Annotated in this window: 15 protein-coding genes; 5 read left to right on the forward strand and 10 right to left on the reverse strand. The window is 71.2% G+C overall.

The genetic code is table 11. The annotated features are described in order from the left end of the window. The first annotated feature begins 354 nt into the window (after positions 1–354). Positions 355–1,308, forward strand: a complete 954-nt coding sequence (locus ACFU9P_RS16265; protein ID WP_384080951.1) for a bifunctional riboflavin kinase/FAD synthetase — start codon at positions 355–357, stop codon at positions 1,306–1,308. 31 nt (positions 1,309–1,339) lie between these two features. On the opposite strand, the gene ACFU9P_RS16270 is transcribed toward ACFU9P_RS16265, so the two are convergent. From ACFU9P_RS16270 to eccE, 8 genes are all read right to left on the reverse strand, one after another. Further along, complete coding sequence (locus tag ACFU9P_RS16270) at positions 1,340–2,338, reverse strand: oligopeptide/dipeptide ABC transporter ATP-binding protein (protein WP_384080954.1); 999 nt, start codon at positions 2,336–2,338, stop codon at positions 1,340–1,342. A gap of 73 nt (positions 2,339–2,411) precedes the next feature. Continuing rightward, on the reverse strand, positions 2,412–3,461 hold the full coding sequence (locus ACFU9P_RS16275) for an ABC transporter ATP-binding protein (protein ID WP_384080957.1): 1,050 nt from the start codon (positions 3,459–3,461) through the stop codon (positions 2,412–2,414). Next, a complete protein-coding gene (locus tag ACFU9P_RS16280) occupies positions 3,458–4,426 on the reverse strand; it encodes an ABC transporter permease (protein ID WP_384080960.1) in 969 nt (322 codons plus the stop codon). Before ACFU9P_RS16280 ends, ACFU9P_RS16275 begins: the two co-directional genes overlap by 4 nt. Next, positions 4,423–5,505 (reverse strand): ABC transporter permease, encoded by a 1,083-nt coding sequence (locus tag ACFU9P_RS16285; protein WP_384080963.1) that lies wholly within the window; start codon positions 5,503–5,505, stop codon positions 4,423–4,425. Before ACFU9P_RS16285 ends, ACFU9P_RS16280 begins: the two co-directional genes overlap by 4 nt. 3 nt (positions 5,506–5,508) lie before the next feature. Beyond that, the gene (locus tag ACFU9P_RS16290; protein ID WP_384080966.1) at positions 5,509–7,386 is read right to left on the reverse strand and encodes an ABC transporter substrate-binding protein; all 1,878 of its coding nucleotides are present in this window, start codon (positions 7,384–7,386) and stop codon (positions 5,509–5,511) included. A 216-nt stretch (positions 7,387–7,602) separates the two neighbouring features. Beyond that, positions 7,603–10,848 carry an SCO5717 family growth-regulating ATPase gene (locus ACFU9P_RS16295; RefSeq protein WP_384080969.1) on the reverse strand — a complete coding sequence of 1,082 codons (3,246 nt, stop codon included), beginning with the start codon at positions 10,846–10,848 and terminating at the stop codon, positions 7,603–7,605. Between the two features lie 326 nt (positions 10,849–11,174). Then, positions 11,175–11,933 carry a hypothetical protein gene (locus tag ACFU9P_RS16300; RefSeq protein WP_376385939.1) on the reverse strand — a complete coding sequence of 253 codons (759 nt, stop codon included), beginning with the start codon at positions 11,931–11,933 and terminating at the stop codon, positions 11,175–11,177. Beyond that, positions 11,933–13,216, reverse strand: coding sequence for a type VII secretion protein EccE (gene eccE, locus ACFU9P_RS16305; protein WP_376385941.1), 1,284 nt, complete (start codon positions 13,214–13,216; stop codon positions 11,933–11,935). The genes ACFU9P_RS16300 and eccE overlap by 1 nt, the downstream gene beginning before the upstream one ends. A 201-nt stretch (positions 13,217–13,417) precedes the next feature. Between eccE and eccB the strand changes: the two genes are divergently transcribed. From eccB to ACFU9P_RS16325, 4 genes are all read left to right on the forward strand, one after another. Then, entirely contained in the window at positions 13,418–14,974 is a 1,557-nt protein-coding gene (gene eccB / locus ACFU9P_RS16310; protein ID WP_384080974.1) for a type VII secretion protein EccB, read from the forward strand. A 110-nt stretch (positions 14,975–15,084) separates the two neighbouring features. Further along, positions 15,085–16,320 (forward strand): type VII secretion-associated serine protease mycosin, encoded by a 1,236-nt coding sequence (gene mycP / locus ACFU9P_RS16315; protein ID WP_384081041.1) that lies wholly within the window; start codon positions 15,085–15,087, stop codon positions 16,318–16,320. 154 nt (positions 16,321–16,474) lie between these two features. Further along, positions 16,475–16,813 (forward strand): WXG100 family type VII secretion target, encoded by a 339-nt coding sequence (locus ACFU9P_RS16320; RefSeq protein WP_376385945.1) that lies wholly within the window; start codon positions 16,475–16,477, stop codon positions 16,811–16,813. Positions 16,814–16,860: 47 nt separating this feature from the next. Then, positions 16,861–17,157: a WXG100 family type VII secretion target gene (locus ACFU9P_RS16325; RefSeq protein ID WP_376385947.1), complete on the forward strand. Its 297-nt coding sequence runs from the start codon at positions 16,861–16,863 to the stop codon at positions 17,155–17,157. 90 nt (positions 17,158–17,247) lie between these two features. Here the strand turns inward: ACFU9P_RS16325 and ACFU9P_RS16330 are convergent, their stop codons facing one another. Next, a complete protein-coding gene (locus ACFU9P_RS16330) occupies positions 17,248–17,493 on the reverse strand; it encodes a DUF397 domain-containing protein (protein ID WP_384080978.1) in 246 nt (81 codons plus the stop codon). 76 nt (positions 17,494–17,569) lie between these two features. Further along, positions 17,570–21,523 carry a type VII secretion protein EccCa gene (gene eccCa, locus ACFU9P_RS16335; RefSeq protein WP_384080981.1) on the reverse strand — a complete coding sequence of 1,318 codons (3,954 nt, stop codon included), beginning with the start codon at positions 21,521–21,523 and terminating at the stop codon, positions 17,570–17,572. Between the last annotated feature and the right edge of the window lie 158 nt (positions 21,524–21,681).

Below are 21,681 nucleotides of genomic sequence, written 5' to 3' on the forward strand. Positions count from 1 at the left end.
CAGTGGCCCACCCGTACCCGCTCCGCGCCCGCCGTACCGCCCGCGGCTCGGTCGTCCCCACGCCCGACCCCCCTCCAGGGGCCAGTGCGAGCGAAACTCCCCCGGCCAGGGGCACACCCCCCCCCCCCCCCCCCCACGGCCCCCCTCCGAAAGGGATCTGTCCATCCGGCGCCCGCGATTCACACCTTCGGGCAGGCGCTCGGAGGGGGACAGGGTGCACTCGGGGGGCGCGTTCGCGCCGGAAAGCCCTTCGGGAGCCCGGTGGCCGATGCGGGCCACGGGTACTGGGCATGGCAGTCTTAGCATTGCGTGACGGGAAACGACGTACATGGGTTCGGGCGAGGAGCGGTCTCAGTGCAGCGCTGGCGTGGCTTGGAGGACATCCCCCAGGACTGGGGGCGCAGCGTCGTCACCATCGGCTCCTACGACGGGGTCCACCGCGGACACCAGCTCATCATCAAACGCGCGGTGGAGCGGGCCCGGGAGCTGGGGGTGCCGTCGGTCGTCGTGACCTTCGACCCGCACCCCAGCGAGGTCGTACGGCCCGGCAGCCACCCGCCGCTGCTCGCCCCGCACCACCGGCGCGCCGAGCTGATGGCGGAGCTGGGCGTGGACGCGCTGCTGATCCTGCCGTTCACCGTGGAGTTCTCGAAGCTGTCGCCCGGCGACTTCATCGTGAAGGTCCTGGTCGACAAGTTGCACGCGCGCGCGGTGATCGAGGGCCCCAACTTCCGCTTCGGCCACAAGGCGGCCGGCAATGTCGGCGTCCTGGCCGATCTGGGGGCGACGTACGACTACGAGGTCGAGGTCATCGATCTGCGGGTGACCGGCGAGGCGGGCGGCGGCGAGCCCTTCTCATCCACCCTCACCCGCCGGCTGGTCGCCGAGGGCGATGTCGCGGGCGCCGCCGAGATCCTCGGCAGGCCGCACCGCGTCGAGGGCGTGGTGGTGCGCGGCGCGCAGCGCGGGCGGGAGCTGGGCTATCCGACGGCCAATGTGGAGACCTTGCCGCACACCGCGATTCCGGCCGACGGGGTGTACGCGGGCTGGCTCACGGCGGACGGCGAGCGCATGCCCGCAGCGATCTCGGTCGGTACGAACCCGCAGTTCGAGGGGACGGAGCGGACGGTCGAGGCATATGCCATCGACCGGATCGGGCTCGATCTGTACGGCCTCCATGTGACGGTCGACTTCCTCTCGTACGTCCGCGGGCAGCGGAAGTTCGAGTCGATCGAGGCGCTGCTGGAGGCGATCGCCGACGACGTCAAGCGCTCACGGGCGCTGACGGAGGAGTACGACGCGAAGTAGCGGCGCGAAGTAGGGGGGCTGCTCTGCCGTTTCACTTCGCTGTCGCCCAGTGGCAGGCCACCTGGGTGGTCGCGCCGCCCGTCAGCACCGGCGGCGAGTCCGTACGGCACCGCTCGTCGACCCCCGCCCGTGCCGCCTCGCCCGACGCCAGTACCTGACAGCGGGCATGGAACCGGCAGCCGTCCGGGATCCTGGACGGGTCCGGCGGCTCGCCCATCAGGACGACCGGTTCCCGTTCGGACTCGGGCAGTACGGACAACAGCGCCCGGGTGTACGGGTGCTGGGGCGCCGTCAGCACCTCCTCGACCGGGCCTGTCTCCACGATCCGCCCGAGATACATCACCGCCACCCGGTCCGCGATGTTCCAGGCCAGACCCAGATCGTGGGTCACCACCAGTGCCGACAGGCCGAGTTCGTCGCGCAGGGACAGCAGCAGCGCCAGGATCTCGCCCCGTACGGACGCGTCCAGCGAAGCCACCGGCTCGTCGGCGACGATGAGTTCGGGCTCCAGGACGAGCGCGCCCGCGATGACGACGCGCTGCCGCTGGCCTCCGGACAACTCGTGCGGATAGCGCGTGAAGAACCGCTCGGGAGGGCGCAGCCCGGCCCGGGACAGCGCCTCGCCGACGGCCGCGCGCTCATCGCCCGGGTGGCCGTGGATACGGAGCCCCTCGGCGACCGCCTCGTACACCGTATGGCGCGGATTGAGGGAGCCGCTGGGATCCTGGAGGACGAGCTGAACGCGCTTGCGGTACGCCTTGAGAGCGCGGGCACCGTACCCCAGGGGCTGCCCGGCGAAGGTGACCCGGCCCTGTGCGGGCGGTACGAGCCCGAGCAGCGCCCGCGCCAGAGTGGTCTTGCCGCAGCCGGACTCGCCGACCAGCGCGACGATCTCCCCGGCACCGATGTCGAGATCGACACCGTCGACGGCACGGGCCGTCGCCGCTCCGCGCCGCCCGGGGAAGGTGACCTTCAGCTCGGCGGCCGACAGCAGGGGGACGGGGGCTGCGGGAGGCGTGGTCGTCGTCAAGGGTGGCTCCTGGAAGGTGGCCGGGCTTTTCGAGGTGTGCGGGACTTGTGGGGCTTGGGGGACTCAGGGCGCTTTACGGGGAGGGGACTTGGCGCGGCTGCTCCCCGGCGGGCACCGCCGTGCCCACCCGTACACACGCCGCACTCCGGCCGGGCCCCGCCTCCCGCAGCGGCTGGTCCTCCCGCCCGCAGACGTCCAGCGCGACCGGGCAGCGCGGATGGAACGTACAGCCGGACGGCAGCGCCGCGGGGTCCGGCGGATCGCCAGGCAGTCCGCGCGGCGCACGCCGCGACGCGGGGTCCCCGATCCGCGGGAACGCCGCGGAGAGCGCCCGGCCGTACGGATGCTCCGCCGCGTCATAGACCGCCCGCGCCGGGCCCTCCTCGACGATCCGGCCCGCGTACATCACGGCCAGCCGGTCACAGGTGTCCGCGAGCACCGCCAGATCGTGGCTGATCATCAGCAGCCCGATGTCCTGCTCCGCGACCAGCCGCTCGATCAGCCGCAGGATCTGCGCCTGGATCATCACATCCAGCGCGGTCGTCGGCTCGTCCGCGACGATCAGCCGCGGATCGCAGGCCAGCGCCATCGCGATCATCACGCGCTGGCGCTGGCCGCCGGAGAGTTCATGCGGATAGGCGTCCGCGCGGGCGGCCGGCAGACCGACCTGTTCCAGCAGCTCGGCGGCGCGGGCGCGGCCGGCCGCAGGAGTGGCGCCCTGGTGCAGCAGGACCGGCTCGGCGATCTGGTCGCCGATCCGGTGCACCGCGTTCAGCGAGTGCATCGCGCCCTGGAAGACGATCGACGCCCCCGCCCACCGTACGGCCCGCAGCCGGCCCCACTTCATGGTGAGGACGTCCTCGCCGTCGAGCAGGATCTCGCCGGACAGCGTCGCCGAGGACGGCAGCAGCCGGAGCAGGGCCAGCGCCAGGGTGGACTTGCCGCACCCCGACTCACCGGCGATCCCGAGCTTCTGCCCAGGACCGATGGCCAGGTTCACACCCCGTACGGCGGGCACGGCCGAGGCCCCCGAGCCGTACGTCACCCTCAGGTCCCTGATCTCCAGCAGACCCGACGCGCCACGTGCGCCGGCCGTTTCGGCCGCGCCACTCGCTCTTGTCACGAGGCCACCCCCAGCTTCGGGTTCAGTACGGTCTCGACCGCCCGGCCGCAGAGCGTGAACGCCAGCGCGACAAACGCGATCGCGAGCCCGGGCGGCGCCAGATACCACCAGTGCCCGGACGAGACCGCGCCCGCCTCCCGCGCGTCCTGGAGCATCCCGCCCCAGGAGACGATGGTCGGATCGCCGAGGCCGAGGAAGGCGAGGGTCGCCTCCGTCAGGATCGCGCTGGAGATACCGAGCGTGGTCTGCGCCAGCACCAGCGGCATCACATTGGGCAGCACATGGCGCGTCATGATGTGGCCATGGCCGCCGCCCAGCGCCCGGGCACGCTCGATGTACGGCCGTGACTCGACCGCGATCGTCTGCGCCCGCACCAGCCGTGCCGTCGTCGGCCAGCTTGTGACACCGATCGCCACGATCACCGTCCAGACCGACCGGGACATGACCGTGGCCAGCACGATCGCCAGCACCAGCGTGGGCATCACCAGGAACCAGTCGGTGATCCGCATGGTCACCGTGGCCGGCCAGCCGCCGAAGTGCCCGGCCATGACTCCGACGAGCGTACCGATGGCCACGGACAGCGCGGCCGCCAGCAGCCCTACGGTCAGCGAGATCCTGGCGCCCCAGATCAGCAGCCCCAGCAGCGGACGCCCGAACTGGTCGGTACCGAGCAGGAATTGGCCGCTCGGCGCCTCAAGCGCCTTGCCCGGCGCCTGGGTCACGCTCTGCACATCGCCGCCCACGAGCAGGGGCGCGGCCAGCGCCGTCAGCGCGACGAGCGCGAGCCCGGCGAGTCCGAAGAGCCCGGCGCGGTGCGTGCGGTACTGCTGCCAGAAGCGGATCAGCGACGCGCGCCGGCGGGCCCGGGCGATCGAAGCCGCCGAAGGCACCGCGGACCTGGGCAACGGGACCGGCCCGTCCGGCAACGGCGACGGAGGCGGAGTTGAAGGGTTCGCGGAGGTCATCGGCCCACCCGGGGATCGAGCAGCGGATAGAGCAGGTCGGCGAGCAGATTCATCACGATCATCGCGCCGGCGAAGACCAGGAACAGCCCCTGTACGAGCGGCAGATCGGGCACGCTCAGCCCCTGGTAGAACAGCCCGCCGAGCCCCGGCCAGGAGAACACCGTCTCCACCAGGATCGAACCGCCCGCCACATGGCCCAGATTGATGAACACCATGGTGACGGTCGGCAGCAGGGCGTTGGGTACCGCGTGCCGCCGCCGTACCGACGCGTCCCGCAGCCCCTTCGCCCGCGCCGTCGTCAGATAGTCGCTGCCCATCTCGTCCAGCAGCGAGGAGCGCATCACCAGCAGCGTCTGCGCGTACCCCACCGCGACCAGCGTGAGCACCGGCAGCACGAGATGGTGCGCCACATCGAGGATCCGTGCGAATCCCGCCGTGTCGCCCGACTCCATACCGCCCGTGGGGAACAGGCCCGGGATGGGACCGATGCCCACCGAGAAGACGATGATCAGCAGCAGACCGAGCCAGAAGGACGGCACCGACCAGAGCGTCAGCGCCACACCGGTGTTCAGCCGGTCGCCGAGACCGCCGTTGCGCCAGGCCGAGCGGGTGCCGAGCCACAGGCCCAGCGCCGAGTAGATCACCACGGCGACCCCGGTGAGCAGCAGGGTCGCGGGCAGCTTCGTCATGATCAGCTCGCCGACCGGAGCGTGGAACTGGTACGAGGTGCCCAGATCACCGGTGAGCGCCTTGGCGCAGTAGTCGGTGAACTGCTGCCACAACGGCAGATCCAGCCCGAACTGCTTGCGCAGCGCGGCCAGTTGGGCGGCGGAGGTCGGTGCGCCACGGGTCATGGTGCTGACCGGGTCGCCCGGGATGATCCGGAACAGGAAGAAGCCGGTGACCAGGACGGCGAGCAGCGAGACGACCGCGCCGCCCAATTTGCCCGCCACATACAGCGGATACGCGGTCCTCGTACCGGGACCGGAGCCTGCGCGGTCCGCGGAGCCGGACGGCCCGGTCTTCACCGGGCCGCCGGCCGCGTCCCGCACCACTCCGGGGGTGCTTGCGGTGCTCATGCGTTATTCACGGTCTTCCGCGGTGGAACGGCGCCGCATCGCGACGAAGAGCCCGAGCGCGGCGGCGACCACCACGGCGGCCCCGATCCCGATCACCACACCGGTCGAGGACGAGGAACCGCCGGACCCGTCGCCGTCACCGGCCGGGACCGCGGACCACCAGCTCCAGTAGCCGTCCTGGCCCCAGAGATTGCCGGCGGCCTCCGGCATCGTCGTGATCGACTTGATCTGGTCGGTACGGTACGCCTCGACCGCGTTCGGATACGCCATGACGTTCATGTACCCGGTGTCGTACAGCCGCGACTCCATCTGCTTGACCAGCTCCGCGCGCTTCGCCGCGTCGTACTCCACGGCCTGCTGGGCGTAGAGGCCGTCGTACTCCTTGTCGCAGATGAAGTTGTCGGTGGCGCCGCTGTCCTTGGGGGTGGCGGGGAGCGCGTCGCACGTATGGATGGAGAGGACATAGTCCGGATCGGGATTGACCGACCAGCCGTCGAAGGCCAGATCGTAGTCGCCCGCGAGCCAGGGGTCCGAGACATTGTCGAGGCACTCGACCTTCAGCCCGATACCGAGCCGGCCCCACCACTCCTGGAGGTACTTGCCGATGGCCTTGTCGTTCGGGTCGGTGGCATGGCAGAGGATACGGAAGTCCAGCGGCTTGTCGTCCTTGCCGACGCGCTTGCCGCCACCGGTCTTCTTGTAGCCGGCCGCGTCGAGCGTACGGGCCGCCGCGGCCGGGTCGTACGCGATCCGCTGGCTCTCCGAGGGCTGCCAGAAGTACGAGCCGAAGCGCGGCGGGATATAGCCCTGGCCCTCGACGGCATGGCCCTGGAAGACCCTGTCGACGATGGTCTTGCGGTCGACGGCCTGGAAGAGGGCCTTCCGTACGGCTGGATCGAGCAGCGCCGGATGGCCGTTGCCGAACTTCGTGCCGTCCTTCGAGCGGGCGCCGGGGTTGGTGGCGAGCGCGTAGAACCGGCGGCCGGGCGCGTCATTGACCTTGATGTTGTCCGCCGACTTCAGCGCGGCGGCCTGGGCCGGGGTGAGACCGGAGGTGAAGGAGACCTCGCCCTTCTGGAGCGCGGCGACGGCCGCGTCGCCGTCCTTGTAGTACTTGAGGACCAGCTCGTCGAACTTGGGGGCGCCGCGCCAGAAGTCCTTGTTCGGCTTGAGCCTGACGTACTGGTCGACCTTGTAGTCCGTCACGATGAACGGGCCGTTGCCGACGATCGGGAACTGCTTGTCGTTGTTGAACGACGAGAAGTCGCCGACCTTCTCCCAGATGTGTTTGGGCACGATCGGCACATCGAGGGCGGTCATGGTCGCCTGCGGCTTCTTCAGCTCGATGACCAGGGTCTCCGGGTCGGGCGCGGTGACCTTCTTGAAGTTGGCCGTGAAACTGCCGTTGGCGGTGGCCGCGTTCTCGTCCGTCATCATCTTGTTGAAGGTCCAGGCGGCGTCCTCGGCGGTCGCCTGCACGCCGTCGGACCACTTCGAGTTGTCCCGGATGGTGAAGGTCCACGTCAGCTTGTCCGCGGAGGGCTTCCACGCGGTGGCGAAGCCGGGGACCGCGTGCGCGTCCTTGGGGTCGTAGTTGGTCAGGTACTCGTAGGTCAGCCGGTGGAGGCTGGTGCTGACCAGGCGCTGTGCCAGGAACGGGCTGAGCGAGTCGACACTCTGGCTGACCGCGACGGTGAGGACCTGCTTGCCGTCGTCCGCCGCCCGCGCCTGCTGGGGCGCCGGGAGCAGCGGCTGTACGGGGACCACGGTTCCGGCGACGAGCGCGGCGGAGGCGGCACCGGAGGCCAGGAGCAGTCGGAGACGGAGGCGTCGGCGGACGGGCTGCTGCCGCGGTGTCCGCGGCGGAACGCTATGGACCATGGGACGGTGACCTCGTGTCATCACTCGTGCGGAGAAGCCGGGTTGACTCGGGACGGCTCGCGTTGACTCTGGTTCGCCAATCGGTGAAGGGAGGTTTATCAGCGTGCGTCAGGGCGCGTCAACGGGCGCCCGTACCCCGTGTGGGCTGCGGGAATGCGCCGAGGGTCCGCACCGTGACCACGGTGCGGACCCTCATTGGTCTCAACCTCTGATGCCCTACTGCTGAGGCGCTGGCGGTGGTTGCGGAGGCTGCTGCCCGGGCCATCCGCCGGGCGGAACGGGACCCTGGAGGTCGGTCCCGTCCTGGGGCGGCTGGGGCTGCTGACCGTACGGTCCGGGCTGGGCCTGCTCGGCCTGCTGCCCGGGCGGGAGTCCTGCCGGGCTCGCGGGGGACTGGGCCTGCGAGGGCGGCGACTGCTGCCAGCCCTGCTGAACCCCTGGCTGGGGGTACGGTCCCGGCTGCTGCTGGGGATACCCGTACTGCGGGGGCTGCTGCTGCGGGTGGCCGGGCTGCCCGGGCTGGTGCTGCTGTCCCGGCTGCCCTGGCTGTCCCGGCTGGGGGTACTGCTGCGGGTACGGCTGGGGCGGGTACGGCCCGCCGTGGCGCGGCTGCTGCGGCTGTCCGTGGACCGGCTGGCCCTGCGCGGGCTGGCCGTACAGAGGCTGGGCGTACGGCGGCTGACCGTGCGCCGGCTGTCCGGGGCCCGGCATCGGCGGCGCGAGCTGCGGCGGCGGATTGCTGCCGTCCCCCGTCCACAGCCCCTGTGCCTGCTGTGCCCGTACGAAATCCTCCGCGACCATCGCCGAGAGCTGGAAGTACGCCTCGCGCGTCTTGGGGCGCATCATGTCGAGGTCCACCTCGGCACCGGCCGCGAGATGCTCGTCGAACGGCACCACGATCACCCCGCGGCAGCGGGTCTCGAAGTGCTGCACGATGTCGTCGACCTTGATCATCTTGCCGGTCTCACGGACCCCGGAGATGACCGTGAGGGAGCGCTGCACCAGCTCCGCGTACCCGTGCGCCGACAGCCAGTCGAGCGTCGTCGACGCGCTGCTCGCACCGTCCACGGACGGGGTCGAGATGATGATGAGCTGGTCGGCGAGGTCGAGCACACCGCGCATCGCGCTGTAGAGCAGACCGGTGCCCGAGTCGGTGAGGATGATCGGGTACTGCTTGCCGAGGACCTCGATCGCGCGCCGGTAGTCCTCGTCGTTGAACGAGGTCGAGACGGCCGGGTCCACATCGTTGGCGATGATCTCCAGCCCGGAGGGCGCCTGCGAGGTGAACCGGCGGATGTCCATGTAGCTGTGCAGATACGGGATCGCCTGCACCAGATCGCGGATGGTCGCCCCGGTCTCGCGCCGGACGCGGCGGCCGAGCGTACCGGCGTCCGGGTTGGCGTCGATCGCCAGGATCTTGTCCTGCCGCTCGGTGGCCAGTGTGGCGCCCAGCGCGGTGGTCGTGGTGGTCTTGCCGACACCGCCCTTGAGGCTGATGACCGCGATCCGGTAGCAGGAGAGCACCGGCGTACGGATCAGCTCCAGCTTGCGGCGGTACTCGTTCTCCGCGGCCTTTCCGCCGAGCCGGAAGCGCGAACCCCCGGACGGATTGCGGCTGCTCTTCGGCTTCTGCTTGTTGTTGCGCAGCAGCCGGTCCGAGGACAGCTCGACGGCGGCCGTATAGCCGAGCGGGGCGCCCGGGACGGAGCGCTCGCGGTGGTCGTGCGCGACGGGCGAGGGCCAGGCGGCACCGGCGCGGGGGTCCACCGCGGGCGCCTGGGCGCCGGGCTGCTGCTGCGGGTGCTGGGGGTTCTGCGGTGCCTGGGGGTACTGCTGCTGTTGCGGGTACGGCGGCTGAGGGGCCTGCTGCGCCGGAAGGTTGGGCGTGGCGGGCACCGGGAGATGGGGCTGCCGGCCCTGCTGCGGCTGCTGTGGCTGGGCTCCCGGCTGCCCGGACTGGTCCTGGTGCGGCTGCGGGAAGCCGTAACCGCCCTGCTGCTGCGGCGGGAAACCGTACCCCCCGGCCTGAGCGGGCGGCTGCTGCTGTGCGTACGGTCCGGGCTGCTGCCCCTGCTGGTGCGGGAAGCCGTAACCGGCGGGCGGGACAGGGGAGTCGGGGCCCGCCGCGGGCGGCAGCGCGGACTGAGGCGTCGGCGCCACGGCCCCGGGCCCGGTCAGCCCCTGCTGGGGGAAGCCATAGCCACTCTGCGGCTGCTGTTGAGCCTGCGCCTGGGGCTGCGGCTGGGGAGGCTGCGGGGTCCATGCGTCCGGCTGCTGTTGCTGCGGGACCGGGAGCTGGGGCGGCGCCGACTGGTCCGCGGCCGACGCCGGTACGGGCCACTGCGGCGCGGGCGCCGGAGCGGCCGGCTGGAAGGCGGGCGGCAGCGGCGGCAGCCCGGAGGCCGGGGCCGCGGGCGGCTGAAGGGTCCAGGGCTGTGCCGATCCGGAGGCCGGGGGCGCGTCCTGGGGCTCGTCGGCCGGTACGGCGTCGTGCGGCGCGGCATCCCGGACGGCGTGCGCGGGCACCGAGTCGGCGGGCCCGGCGTCGGCGGCATCAGCGGTGCCGTCAGTGCCGGCGGTGTCCGCCCCGGCGCTGTCGGCTTCGGAGGCGTCGGCCTCGGGGGTCTCCCGCTCGTCCTCATCCGCCGCCGGGACCGCGTCCGGGACATCCCCGGCGTCCTGGGCGTCAGCGGTGTCGTCAGCGTCGTCAGCGTCGTCGGCGGTGTCGGTGGCGTCATGAGCGCCGTCAGCGTTGTCGGCGCTCTCAGGGCCGGCCGTACCGTCCGTCCGATCCGGGGCGCTCGCGGCCTCCGGTGCCGTATCGCCGTCGTCCTCCCGCGTATCCGTCGTACGCGCATCCGGATCCGTGCCGTCCGCGTCCGCGGCGGGCTCGGATCCTTCAGGGGCCGCCGCCGTCGCGGGAGCGCTCGCGCCCTCCGCCTCGGCGCTCTTCGGCTGCGCGCCGACAGCGCTGTCAGCGCTGTCAGCGCTGTTGGTGGGCTGCGGCGGCTCGCCGTTCTGCGCCGCCTCCCGCTCCTCTATCTCCCGCTTGAGCGCCGCGGGGGAGAACCGCATGGTCGCCCCGCTCTCCACATCGCCCCCGCCGAACGGCTCCGGGGCCACGGGCGGCACGGGGGACGGCTGTACGGGCACCGGCGCGGTGGTGGGCGCGGGTGCCGGGGCGGGCGGCGGCGCGGGCGCCCAGTTCGGCTCGAAGCCCGCCCCCGCGGGCAGCCCCGGCACCGCGACCGGCGCACCGTCCGGCGGCGGCGGAGAGTTCGTGAACGCGGAAGCACCCGACGCGCCACCCCCGGAAGAGTCCCCCGGCGCGTTCTGCGTGTACCAGGCGGGAGGGGTGTAGTCGATGGTGAACTCACCCGTCATCTCGGGATCCGCGTCGGACTGATCGTCCACAGGAGGCCGGTTCCAGCCTCCGCGGATCTCGTCCCGATCGCCGTTCACTTTGCCTCCTGGTGTGGTCGCACCCTTGTGCCGTGATGGGCGGGGCGTCCGTATCTGTGCGTCCGGTCCGCCCGGCTCTTCCTCAGGGGGCCAACCCGCTCGCAGGTTCCCTACATCCCGCGCCCGCTCCCACCCTAATCGCCAACGGCGGGGGTACGTCAGGCCGGGACCGCCCGCCGGTGCCCGCCGCGTACGTCATGCCCCGCCCCCAAGTGAACAGCCAGGGGCGGAGCGTGAGGCCGGGGAGCGGTCAAATCCGTATATCTCCCTACGAGATTCCGGCGCAATCCCCATCGGCCGGGCGCACAGAGGCCGTTCGGAGCGTCTCAGTCCATCCGGCGCGCGCTCCCCAACAATCCGGTCTCGGCATCCGTCGGCTGCGTCATCACGAACTGCCGGTCCCGCGCCGTGCACCAGAGAGTCACCCCGTCGGCCAGTGTGGAGAGCGCCTCCGTCTCGGCACGCGGCAGATTCATGATCCGGCCGATCTGCGCGGCCTCGTCCGGCGACACCCGCTGGACACCGACGAGCCCCGACTTCTCCATCAGCCTCGGCGCGACCGGACTGAGATACGGCAGCAGGGTCATCACCGACTGCCAGGGCGCGGACGCCACCCGGCCGCGCGGCGGGCGCATCCCGCAGTCCCGTACGACCACCACCGGACTGCCCGCCGAGGCACCCTGCGGCGGCACCCGGCCCACATCGTGGAGCGTGACGCACGGCTGGCCGCCGCCCGCCGCCTGCGCGAGCGCCGTCCAGGCCGGTGCCCGGCCCGTCTCGACGGCGATCCGCGCACCGGTCGCCGCCGCGCGCAGCACCAGCACCTGCGCCGTCCACAGCCCGCCGATCAGCGTGACGTCGTACGGCGTGGGCCGGTTGATACCGAGCACGGCCGGCCTGTTCGCCGGGTCGACCCCGATCACCATGCCGTCGTCGCCGACCGGCAGCGCCAGCGCCTCCAGTTGGTCCACGGACAGGGCATGGCGCTCACGCCGCGGACCTATCAGCCCGAAGCCGATCCGCGGCCTGGCGCCGCCCCGGGCGGCAGCCGGGGACGGCGGAGCGGTGTGTGCGGGCACGGACATCAGCGGGTACCCCCGAGCGGAAGAGTGGCGAGCATCGCGGGCAGCTGCTCGCGGTCCAGACGCACCAGCCCGGTCTTCACCCCGCGGGCCGCGCGCTCCAGTTCGTGCCGGGCGGTCACCAGCTCGTCGTCGCTGCGCCCGGTGATCCGTATGTGCCCGCTGACCGTCACCCCCTGCCGCTCACTGCGCCCCAGGGTGAGGCTGAAGGTGGTGGCCAGGGCCGGGATCGAGGTCAGCAGCGCGACAAGCTGCGGCATCGGCGCCCCGCCGCTGCCCAACTGCGGCCAGCGGCCCACCCAGTAGGTCGTGTGCCTGCGGTCGTCGCAGCGCCAGGTGCGCGACGTCTCCTTCGTCCGCAGACCCGGTGTGTCCGTACGGCCCGCCTGGGCGATGGCCAGCGGATTGGCGCAGGACGAGATGGCGATGGCCGTGGTCAGCTCCTGCTCGGTCAGCACGGTCGCGCGGAACCCGGCGCCGGTCAGCCGGCTCGCGAGCTGGTCGGCGGCCCGTACCACACACTTCTGGGCGCCTATGAGACCGCCGCCGCGCGCGGTCACCGCCTCGGGGCACAGCTCCGGGTCGAGCTTGAGAGCGATCCAGGTGATCCGGACGGCGGGGGAGCCCGTCTGCGCCTGGAGCGGCGCGTAGTTGCGCGCCGCCACCGACTGCTCCGGCAGATGCGGCGCGGGCGCGGGCTGGGTGTGCTGGACGATCTGCGCCGACTCCAGCCGGATCCCGTCGACATCGAGCACATCCCGCACCAGCGAGACGGGCAGCGGCCGGGACGAGCGGTCGGGCCGCAGCGCGGTGGCCTCCGACTCGATCTGGAGGACCGCCGTCAGGAACGTACCGTCGCCGATCATGCCGACCGGGCGGCGGTCCCGGTCGCTGTACGAGTACGTACGCAGCGCCGGGTCGCATTCGACGGCCGGCGCCAGACCCGGTTCCGTACCGGCGGGGAGCACCATCGACGCGGCCCTGCGCGTGCGCGCCCGCAGCGCCGCCAGCGTCGACAGCCACTCGGGCAGCGAGCGCCGGTGCCTGCGGACGACGGCCAGCAGCACCAGCAGCGCGGCCACCACCCCGGCCGGGACCAGCAGCAGCGCATCGATCACCGAGGCCACCAGCAGCAGGGCGGCGGCGATTTCGATCAGGACGAGTTGTTGCATTCGGAACGGGCCGAAATGCCCGGGGCGCGCCTTCAGCCCGGGAGCCGCCGGAGCCCCGGAGGCAGCCGACGACGGCGCCGCCGGGGCGGGCCGCGTCCGCGTCGCGGAAACCATGATGGAGAAACCCCCCAGTTCGTCCCGATCACCCTGGCCGGCCAGGGCGTTGACGGCCGGATCACCCTACCCGGGCCCCGCACACCTCCGGCCTACAAGGCATAGTAGGGGGACGGTCCGACAGTCAGGCAGGGCCCGGGGGACACGCCGACTCGCTCCACCCCTGGGGAAGGCCGCGCCTTTTTTCACCGATGGGGACTCATGGCATCACGGCGGGACGAGCTGAACGCGTACACCTTCGCGAAGAGGCGCACGGTGGCCGCATTTCTCCAACCTTCGCCCACCGGTTCGGAGGAGGGAGCCCCCAGACCGCTGCGCGCCGTCGTCCCGAGTCTGATCGTCGGCGCGCTCGTGCTCGCCGGGTTCGGCGCCTGGGGCATGTTCAAACCGTCCGCGCCCAAGAACTGGGCCGAGCCGTACACCAATGTGATCGTGGGCAAGGACTCCACCACCCGCTATGTGGTGCTGAAGACCCCCGGCGAGGGCAAGAACAACGAGACCCTGCTCCACCCGGTCCTCAATCTCGCCTCGGCGCGGCTGCTGCTCAACCCCCAGCAGGGCAAGGTCATACAGGTCCCCGACAAGATCCTGGACGCGGGCAAGCCCCCGCGCGGCCCCGTGATCGGCATCCCGTACGCCCCCGACCGGCTGCCCTCCGACACCGAGGCCGCGAAGCCCAAGCGGTGGGCGGTCTGCGAGCAGCCGGGCGGCGGTGACGGCGCCGGCGTCCAGAAGGCCGCGTTCATCCTGGCCAACCGGGACTTCTCCAGGACCGAGGGCAGCCGAAAGCTGAACGGCGGTCAAGTGCTGTACGTCCAGGGGCAGAAAGACCGGGCGCGCTACCTGGTGGACGCGGCGGGGACCAAATATCTGATCGCCGAGACGGACGCCGACCAGGGGCATCTGACGAACGCTCTGGTCGGCACCGGTGAACCGCAGCAGGTGACCGACGACTGGCTGGCCACGCTGCACACCGGCAGCCCGATCACCTTCCCGGAGATCCCGGGAGAGGTCGGCACGCCGGCGAACGTCGAGGGGCAGCTCTCCCCGGAGGAGAACAGGGTCGGCATGATCCTGACGACCCGGACGGGCGGCGGCACGAGCCACTACGTCGTACTGTCCGGCAGGGCCGAGCCGATCTCCGAGTTCACCGCCATGCTGCTCATCAGCTCTCCGCAGACCGCGTCGCTGAACATGGACGGCGAGCCGCGCTCCGTCGGCCTCCAGGACTTCGTTCCCGAGGCGGGGACCTTCGAGGGACAGGCCGACCACTGGCCCGAGCAGAAGGCCGCCCAGGTCAACTCCGTGGACGGCGAAGGCGCCCGCGACACGGTGTGCAGCGTGCTGCGCAAGGTCGACGACAAGGGCGATACGGCACTGTCCACCTGGGCGGGCCCCTCGTACCCCGCCGACATCACCGCCGGCGGCACCAGCACCTATGTCACCCCCGGCAGCGGCCTCCTCTACACCCAGGTGCAGGGCCGGCAGACCAGCCCCGACGGCTCGCTCTTCCTGGTGACCGACACCGGACTGCGGTACGCGGTCCAGTCGAACGGCGACAGCGACGCGGGCCGCTCCGACATCGGCACCGGCGGCCAGGAGGAGCAGCAGGACGGCAGGCCGGAGCCCAGCCAGGCACAGATCAGGCTCGGCTACGGGAAGGTCACCCCGAGCCTCGTCCCCATCGCCTGGTCGGAGTTCCTCTCCAAGGGCCCCCGGCTCGACACCAACAGCGCCCGCCAGCCGCAGGGTTCGTGAGGGGAGCACGACCGATGCGACCGACTCCGTACCGACCGACCTCGTACCGACCGGCCCTGTACCGGCCGGTCCCGTACGCGCGCAGGAAGGCCGCCCTGCTGACCGCCGCGATGGCCCTCACCGGCCTCGCCACGCTGCCCCCCGCCGCGTACGCCGCCGAACCACCCGCGGCCACCGGCCCCGCCGCCCCCCGGCTCGACGGCAGCGGCGAGTGCACCTTCCCCATGAAGCAGCAGATCGCGGGCACGCCCTGGGCCCTCCAGCGGGTGATGCTCGACGAGCTGTGGGAGGACACCCGGGGCAAGGGCGTACGGGTGGCCGTCATCGACACCGGCGTCGACAACGCCAATCCCCAGCTCAAGGAAGCCGTCGACACCTCCGCGGGCCGGGAGTTCCTGGCCAAGAAGATGGAGAAGGGCTCGCCGCCCGACGGTACGGACGACCGCGTCGGCCATGGCACCAAGGTCGCCGGGATCATCGCCGCGCGCCGCCATCCGGGCACGGGCTTCGTGGGACTCGCCCCCGAGGCCACGATCATCCCGATCCGCCAGAACGACGAGCAGAACAGCGGCAACGACAGCACCATGGCCGAAGCGATCGACCACGCCATCGCTGAAGACGCCGACATCATCAACATCTCCCAGGACACCACCAAACCCCTGACCCCGGCGTCCGACCTCGGCGAAGCCATCGCGCGCGCCGTCGACCGGGAGATCGTCGTCGTCGCCTCCGCGGGCAACGACGGCCTCGACGGGAAGCAGAAGAACACCTATCCCGCCGCCTTCGAGGGGGTGCTCGCCGTCGCGTCCTCCGACCGCAACAACGAACGCGCCCCGTTCTCCCAGTCCGGCGAGTTCGTGGGTGTGGCGGCCCCGGGCGTGGACATGGTCTCGACCGTCCCCGGCTACGGCCAGTGCGTCGACAACGGCACCAGCTTCTCGGCCCCCTATGTCGCCGGGGTCGCCGCCCTGCTCCGCGCCAAGCACCCCGACTGGACCGCGTCCCAGATCATCGCGCAGATCGAGCAGACCGCCGAGCGCAGCATCAACGGCCATGACCCCTTCGTCGGCTGGGGAGTGGTCGACCCGGTCCGCGCCCTCGCCGAGGTCGACCGCGCGCCCGAGTCCCCGAGCCCCGACCCGGGCCCGCCCAAGCCCCCCGCGCCCGAGCCCGCGTTTCTGGCGATGTCGGAGACCCCCGAGGAGCGCACGGAACGCTATGCGACCTACACCCTCGGGATAGCGGCGGTGCTGGTCGCGGTGGTCGCCGGTACGGCCACGGTCGTCCGTGACAGCCGCGCCAAGGCGGCCCGCAGGGCTCTGCGCGACTCAAGTGCCCATGACTGACTTTGCAGTTGGAACTGTCGTACCGAGTAGCTAGAGTAATTGGCGGGGTCTTGCGGGCAGTTGCGGATCCCACACGGGGGCGGCATCGAGATGCTTCCCGTCCATCGCGCCCGTCTTCGGGGCGCATCGAAGGAAGACAGGAAGAAGGGGCCAGATGTCGAAGGATCTGAATGTAACCAGCGGAGATCAAATTGATCTCGCCAACAAGATCCAGGGATTCCACGACGAGCTGCAGAGCCGTATCACCTCCCTCAACGGCGTGGTGGACCGTATCCAGGCGGGCTGGCAGGGTGCGGCCAGCAAGGAGTACGACCGCGTTCAGAACGATCTGAACCAGCGCCTGCGGAACATGCGCGTCGAGCTGGTCAAGCTCGAAGAGATCATGCGGATGAGCGCCGACGGATTCACCCAGCAGGAAGAGGAGCGCATCGCCTCCTTCCGGCGGATGGACGACACCACGCAGGGCCAGAGCTCCATTCTCGGGATGGCCTGAGCCACCGTCAGACAACCTCCGCCGAATTCCGTCTTGAGGAGCTTCACATGACCACTGCCGTCAATTACGACACCGTGACCCAGGCGGCCGCCGACGTCCGGCTGACCGCCACCCAGCTCAACCAGGAACTGGAAGACCTGATGGCCAGGGTCAGGGCCGTCGCCGAGAACTGGGACGGTGAGGCGAAGATCGCCTACCGCGAGAGCCAGGACCGCCTCGCCCGCGACATGTCCGGGATGAACCAGGACCTGGGCCGTATCGCCCGCCTCCTCGACGAGTCGGTCGTCGGCTACCAGGACACCGACCGCGGCAACGCGGCGCGCTTCCGGATGCAGATGGGCTGACCTCGGGGTCGTACGGCCGTCGCGCACACGCGCATACATGAGGGGGGTGTCCGCCGCGCGGACACCCCCCTCGCCGTTCCCCGTACGCGCCTACTGGAGGTCGAACTCCCCGTCCCGCGCGCCCAGGACGAACGCGTCCCACTCCGCCTTCGTATACCGCAGCACCGTCTCCGGATCCAGCGACGACCGCATCGCGACCGCCCCCTCCGGCAGATAGGCGATCTCCACCCGCTCCTCGTCCGGACTCGTCCCGGGCGCGCCCAGCCACTCCACACCGGCGATGTCGAGCGCGTACAGCTCTTCCTTCTGACGTTCCTTGTCCGTCGCGTCAGCCATCCTGCGATCCCTCCCGGGTGTTACGAACGAGCTACGGCCCCAGCGTAGTGGCCGGACCGTCACACGGCGTGCCGATCTACCGGTCCGGCAGCCACCCCACCTGTACGAGTGGCGCGCCGCGCTTGCGGGACACGAAGGTGCCACGGCCCGGAGGCATCCGCCGGGCCCGCACATTGCCGAGGATGTCGCCCTCGCCCGGGTCACCGGAGAGGATCAGCCCCTGCGCGCCCAGCTCCTTCATCCGCTGCATGAACGGCTCGTACATCGCCCGTGAGGCACCGGCCGCGCTGCGCGCCACGATGAAGCGGATACCGACGTCGCGCGCGAACGGCAGATGCTCCACCAGAACGGCCAGCGGATTGCCGGAGTTGGTCGCGACCAGCTCGTAGTCGTCGATGATCACAAAGAGCTGCGGCCCGTTCCACCAGCTCCGGTCCCGGAGCTGCTGCGGAGTGATGTCCGGCTTCGGCGCCCGCTTCTCCATGACCGTACCGATGGCGTTCATATGCATCTGCATGGCGGACGCCATCGGCGCGTACTCCAGCAGATGCGAGGACGGTACGGCCTCCAGCATCGAGCGCCGGTAGTCGCCGACCACGATCCGCGCCTGCTCAGGGGCGTAACGCTCGGAGATCTGCTTGGCGATGAGCCGCAGCAGCGCGGTCTTCCCCGACTCGCTCTCGCCGAAGACCATGAAGAACGGGTCGGTCTCGAAGTCTACGAACACCGGCTCCAGATTGGTCTCGTCGATACCGATCGCGATGCCGTGCTGCGGGAACTCGCCGCCCCCGGGAAGCTGTTCGGCCGGCAGCTTGCGCGGCAGCAGCCGTACGGTCGGAGCCGCGGGCCCCGGCCAGCTCTCCTTGACCGCGGCGACGAACTCCCGCTGCCCGTCCGAGAGATCAGCCGCTCCGCTCACCCCGTCGATCCGTGGCAGCGCGCTCATGAAGTGCAGCTTCTCCGGCACCTGGCCCCGGCCCGGCACCCCCGTCGGGACGTTCGCCGCGACCTTGCGGTCGAACTCCGAGTCCATGACATCGCCGAGCCGCAGCTCAAGCCGGCCCAGCATCTGGTCCTTGAGCGCCGCCCGCACCTCCATGTAGCGCGCGGCCGTCACCACCACATGGACGCCGTAGCCGAGACCGCGCGCCGCGATGTCGGAGATCACCGGCTCCAGCATGTCGTAGTCGTTCTTGAAACCGCCCCAGCCGTCGATGACCAGGAACACATCTCCCCAGGCCTCGCCGGGCAGTTCACCCGCGGCGCGCCGGCGCCGGTAGGTCGCGATGGAGTCGATACCGCTCGAACGGAAGAACTCCTCACGCCGGTTCAGTACCCCCAGCACCTCAGCTACCGCGCGCCGCACCCGCTCGGGGTCCAGCCGGGAGGCGACACCGCCGACATGCGGCAGATCGGCGAGCGAGGAGAGACCGCCACCGCCGAAGTCCAGTGCGTAGAACTGCACTTCGTGCGGGGTGTGGGTGAGGGCGAACGACGAGATCAGCGTCCGCATCAGGGTCGACTTGCCGGACTGCGGGCCGCCGATCACCAGCATATGGCCGGCCGCGCCGGAGAAGTCCCGGTAGAGCACCTCGCGGCGCTGCTCGAAGGGCTTGTCGATCAGGCCGAGCGGTACGGCGAGACCGCCCGGACGGCTGTACTCGGCCGCGTGCAGCCCGCGCTCCGGGGTCGCCGCGATCCCCGGCAGCAGTTGGTCGAGCGTGGGCGGCTCGTCCAGCGGCGGCAGCCACACCTGGTGCGCCGGCACCCCCTGCCCGTCCAGCCGCCGCACGATCACATCGAGCACCGTGTCCGCCAGCGCGTCGTCGTCCGCGTTCGACGGCGCCAGAACGGCCGCCGGGTCGGGCGCCGCGTACACCACCGGCACCGGCGCCGCCGTGAACAGCGCGGGCCGCCGCTCCACATGGAGGTGCCCCACCGAGAGATCCGGGCCGCCGGTGCGGTATGTACCGGACACGTACGCCGCCTTGAAGCGGGTCATCTCGTCCGTACCGAACTTGAGATAACCGGAACCGGGCACCGACGGCAGGTGGTACGCGTCCGGCACCCCCAGCGCCGTACGCGACTCCGCCGCCGAGAACGTACGCAGACCGATCCGGTACGAGAGGTACGTGTCGAGCCCGCGCAGCTTGCCCTCCTCCAGCCGCTGCGAGGCGAGCAGAAGATGCACGCCCAGGGAGCGGCCGATCCGGCCGATCTGGATGAACATGTCGATGAAGTCGGGCTTGGCGGTGAGCAGTTCGGAGAACTCGTCGATCACCAGCACCAGCGAGGCCAGCGGCTCCAGCGCCGCGCCCGCCGCCCGCGCCTTCTCGTAGTCGTGGATATTGGCGTAGTTGCCCGCCGAACGCAGCAGCTCCTGACGGCGCTGGAGTTCACCGCGGATCGCGTCACCCATCCGGTCGACCAGGGTCAGATCGTCCGCGAGGTTGGTGATGACCGCCGCCACATGCGGCATCTGCGACATGCCCGCGAAGGTCGCGCCGCCCTTGAAGTCCGCGAGGACGAAGTTCAGCGTCTCCGAGGAGTGCGTGACAGCGAGCCCCAGCACCAGCGTGCGCAGCAGCTCCGACTTGCCGGAACCGGTCGCGCCGACACAGAGCCCGTGCGGCCCCATGCCCTCCTGCGCGGCCTCCTTGAGGTCCAGCATCACCGGCTGGCCGTCCTCGCCGACCCCGATCGGCACCCGCAGCCGCTCGGCCGTCGAACGGGGCCGCCAGGTGCGGGTCACATCGACCGCCCCCGCGTCGCCGAGATTGAGCAGATCCGTGAAGTCCAGGTTGGCGAGCAGCGGTTCGTCCTCGTCGCCGCCGCCCGTGCGCAGCGGGGCGAGCTGCCGCGCGAGCGCCTCGGCGGCCGGCAGCGAGATCCCGTCCGGCACGCCCTCGTACGCCAGGCCCGCGCCGGACTCCAGCCGCAGCCGCCCCGGCCGTACCACCACGGACAGACCGCCGCGCGGCTCGTCCAGCTCACCCGGGACGACCTCCACGATCGTCACGCCCTGGAGCCCCTCGGCCGCCGCGAACAGCGAGTCCGGCGGCACCATCCCGCCGTCCAGCACGACCACCACATGCGGCTGGTCCAGCACCGGCTGACTGTCCCTGCTGAACCGGGGCCGCCCGTCCAGCCTGCCGCGGAGAAGCTGCTCCAGCTCCCCGAGATCATCGCCGAACAGCCGCTTCGTACCGGCGCCGTCGATCTGTCCCGGCACCTGCGTGTGCGGCAGCCACTTCGTCCAGTCCCAGCGCGCGACCGCCCCCGGCGCGGCCACCACCGCGACCATCACATCCTCCGGCGAGTGCAGCGTCACAAGCTGGGCCACCAGAGCGCGCGCCGCGGAGTGCACCGACTCCGGCTCACCGGAAACCGTCACATGGTAGAAGGCGCGCATCGACACGGCCATCGGCAGCCCGTCCAGCGAGCCGTGCACCGCGAGGAACTGCTGCATCGTACCGGCGCACAGCGGCTCCAGCTCATCCACCGGCGCCGTGTCCGGCGCGATCAGCGGAGTCGCGAGCTGCTGCGCGCCCAGACCGATCCTGAGCTGCCCGAAGTCCCCGTCCCCGACCCGCCGTTCCCACACCCGCGAACCCTCGGCCACCACCGACCAGAGCTGTTCGGGAGCGGGATGCAGAAAGAGCTGCGCGTCGCGCTGCGCACGCGCCGTCCTGCGCACCGTACGACGCGTCTGCGCCAGGTACTTGAGGTAGTCGCGCCGGACATCGGCTATTTGCCCCTGCGTACCCCGGCGGAATCTGACGATCTGCGCGATCACCATCGCGAGCGTCGAGAACAGCATCAGCACGCCCATGATCCGCATGAACGGAGGGGCCTGCGGCGAGAAGAAGAACACCACCGACGAGCCCATGCCGAGCACCGGCAGGACCTGCATCAGCATGCCTTCCCGCTGCCCGCGCGGCAGTTCGGGCGGCGGCTCCAAGGCCAGTGCGGCCGCGGGCACTTCCGGCGGAAGGGACCGCGGTGGGCGTTTGACGACTATCTGGCTCACCGGCGCATCAATCCCTCAAGACGGACGGGCAGTTCCGTACCGGCGCCCCCGTGGCGACGGTCTCCCTCCGCGCGACCGCGATCCTACTTGCAGCCCCGCGCCACCGGTCCCGGTAGGGTGGCGCGCGCATCGTGCGCAACCGCGAATCAGGGGGTCAG

The organism is Streptomyces sp. NPDC057617 (assembly GCF_042800555.1).
Taxonomy (GTDB): Bacteria; Actinomycetota; Actinomycetes; order Streptomycetales; family Streptomycetaceae; genus Streptomyces.

Bases quoted from the DNA above. Each gene is read 5' to 3' on its own strand.
- ACFU9P_RS16280 (WP_384080960.1), bottom strand. From the start codon at position 4,426: ATGACCTCCGCGAACCCTTCAACTCCGCCTCCGTCGCCGTTGCCGGAC.
- ACFU9P_RS16285 (WP_384080963.1), bottom strand. From the start codon at position 5,505: ATGAGCACCGCAAGCACCCCCGGAGTGGTGCGGGACGCGGCCGGCGGC.
- ACFU9P_RS16290 (WP_384080966.1), bottom strand. From the start codon at position 7,386: ATGGTCCATAGCGTTCCGCCGCGGACACCGCGGCAGCAGCCCGTCCGC.
- ACFU9P_RS16300 (WP_376385939.1), bottom strand. From the start codon at position 11,933: ATGTCCGTGCCCGCACACACCGCTCCGCCGTCCCCGGCTGCCGCCCGG.
- eccE (WP_376385941.1), bottom strand. From the start codon at position 13,216: ATGGTTTCCGCGACGCGGACGCGGCCCGCCCCGGCGGCGCCGTCGTCG.
- eccB (WP_384080974.1), top strand. From the start codon at position 13,418: ATGGCATCACGGCGGGACGAGCTGAACGCGTACACCTTCGCGAAGAGG.
- mycP (WP_384081041.1), top strand. From the start codon at position 15,085: ATGGCCCTCACCGGCCTCGCCACGCTGCCCCCCGCCGCGTACGCCGCC.
- ACFU9P_RS16320 (WP_376385945.1), top strand. From the start codon at position 16,475: ATGTCGAAGGATCTGAATGTAACCAGCGGAGATCAAATTGATCTCGCC.
- ACFU9P_RS16325 (WP_376385947.1), top strand. From the start codon at position 16,861: ATGACCACTGCCGTCAATTACGACACCGTGACCCAGGCGGCCGCCGAC.
- ACFU9P_RS16330 (WP_384080978.1), bottom strand. From the start codon at position 17,493: ATGGCTGACGCGACGGACAAGGAACGTCAGAAGGAAGAGCTGTACGCG.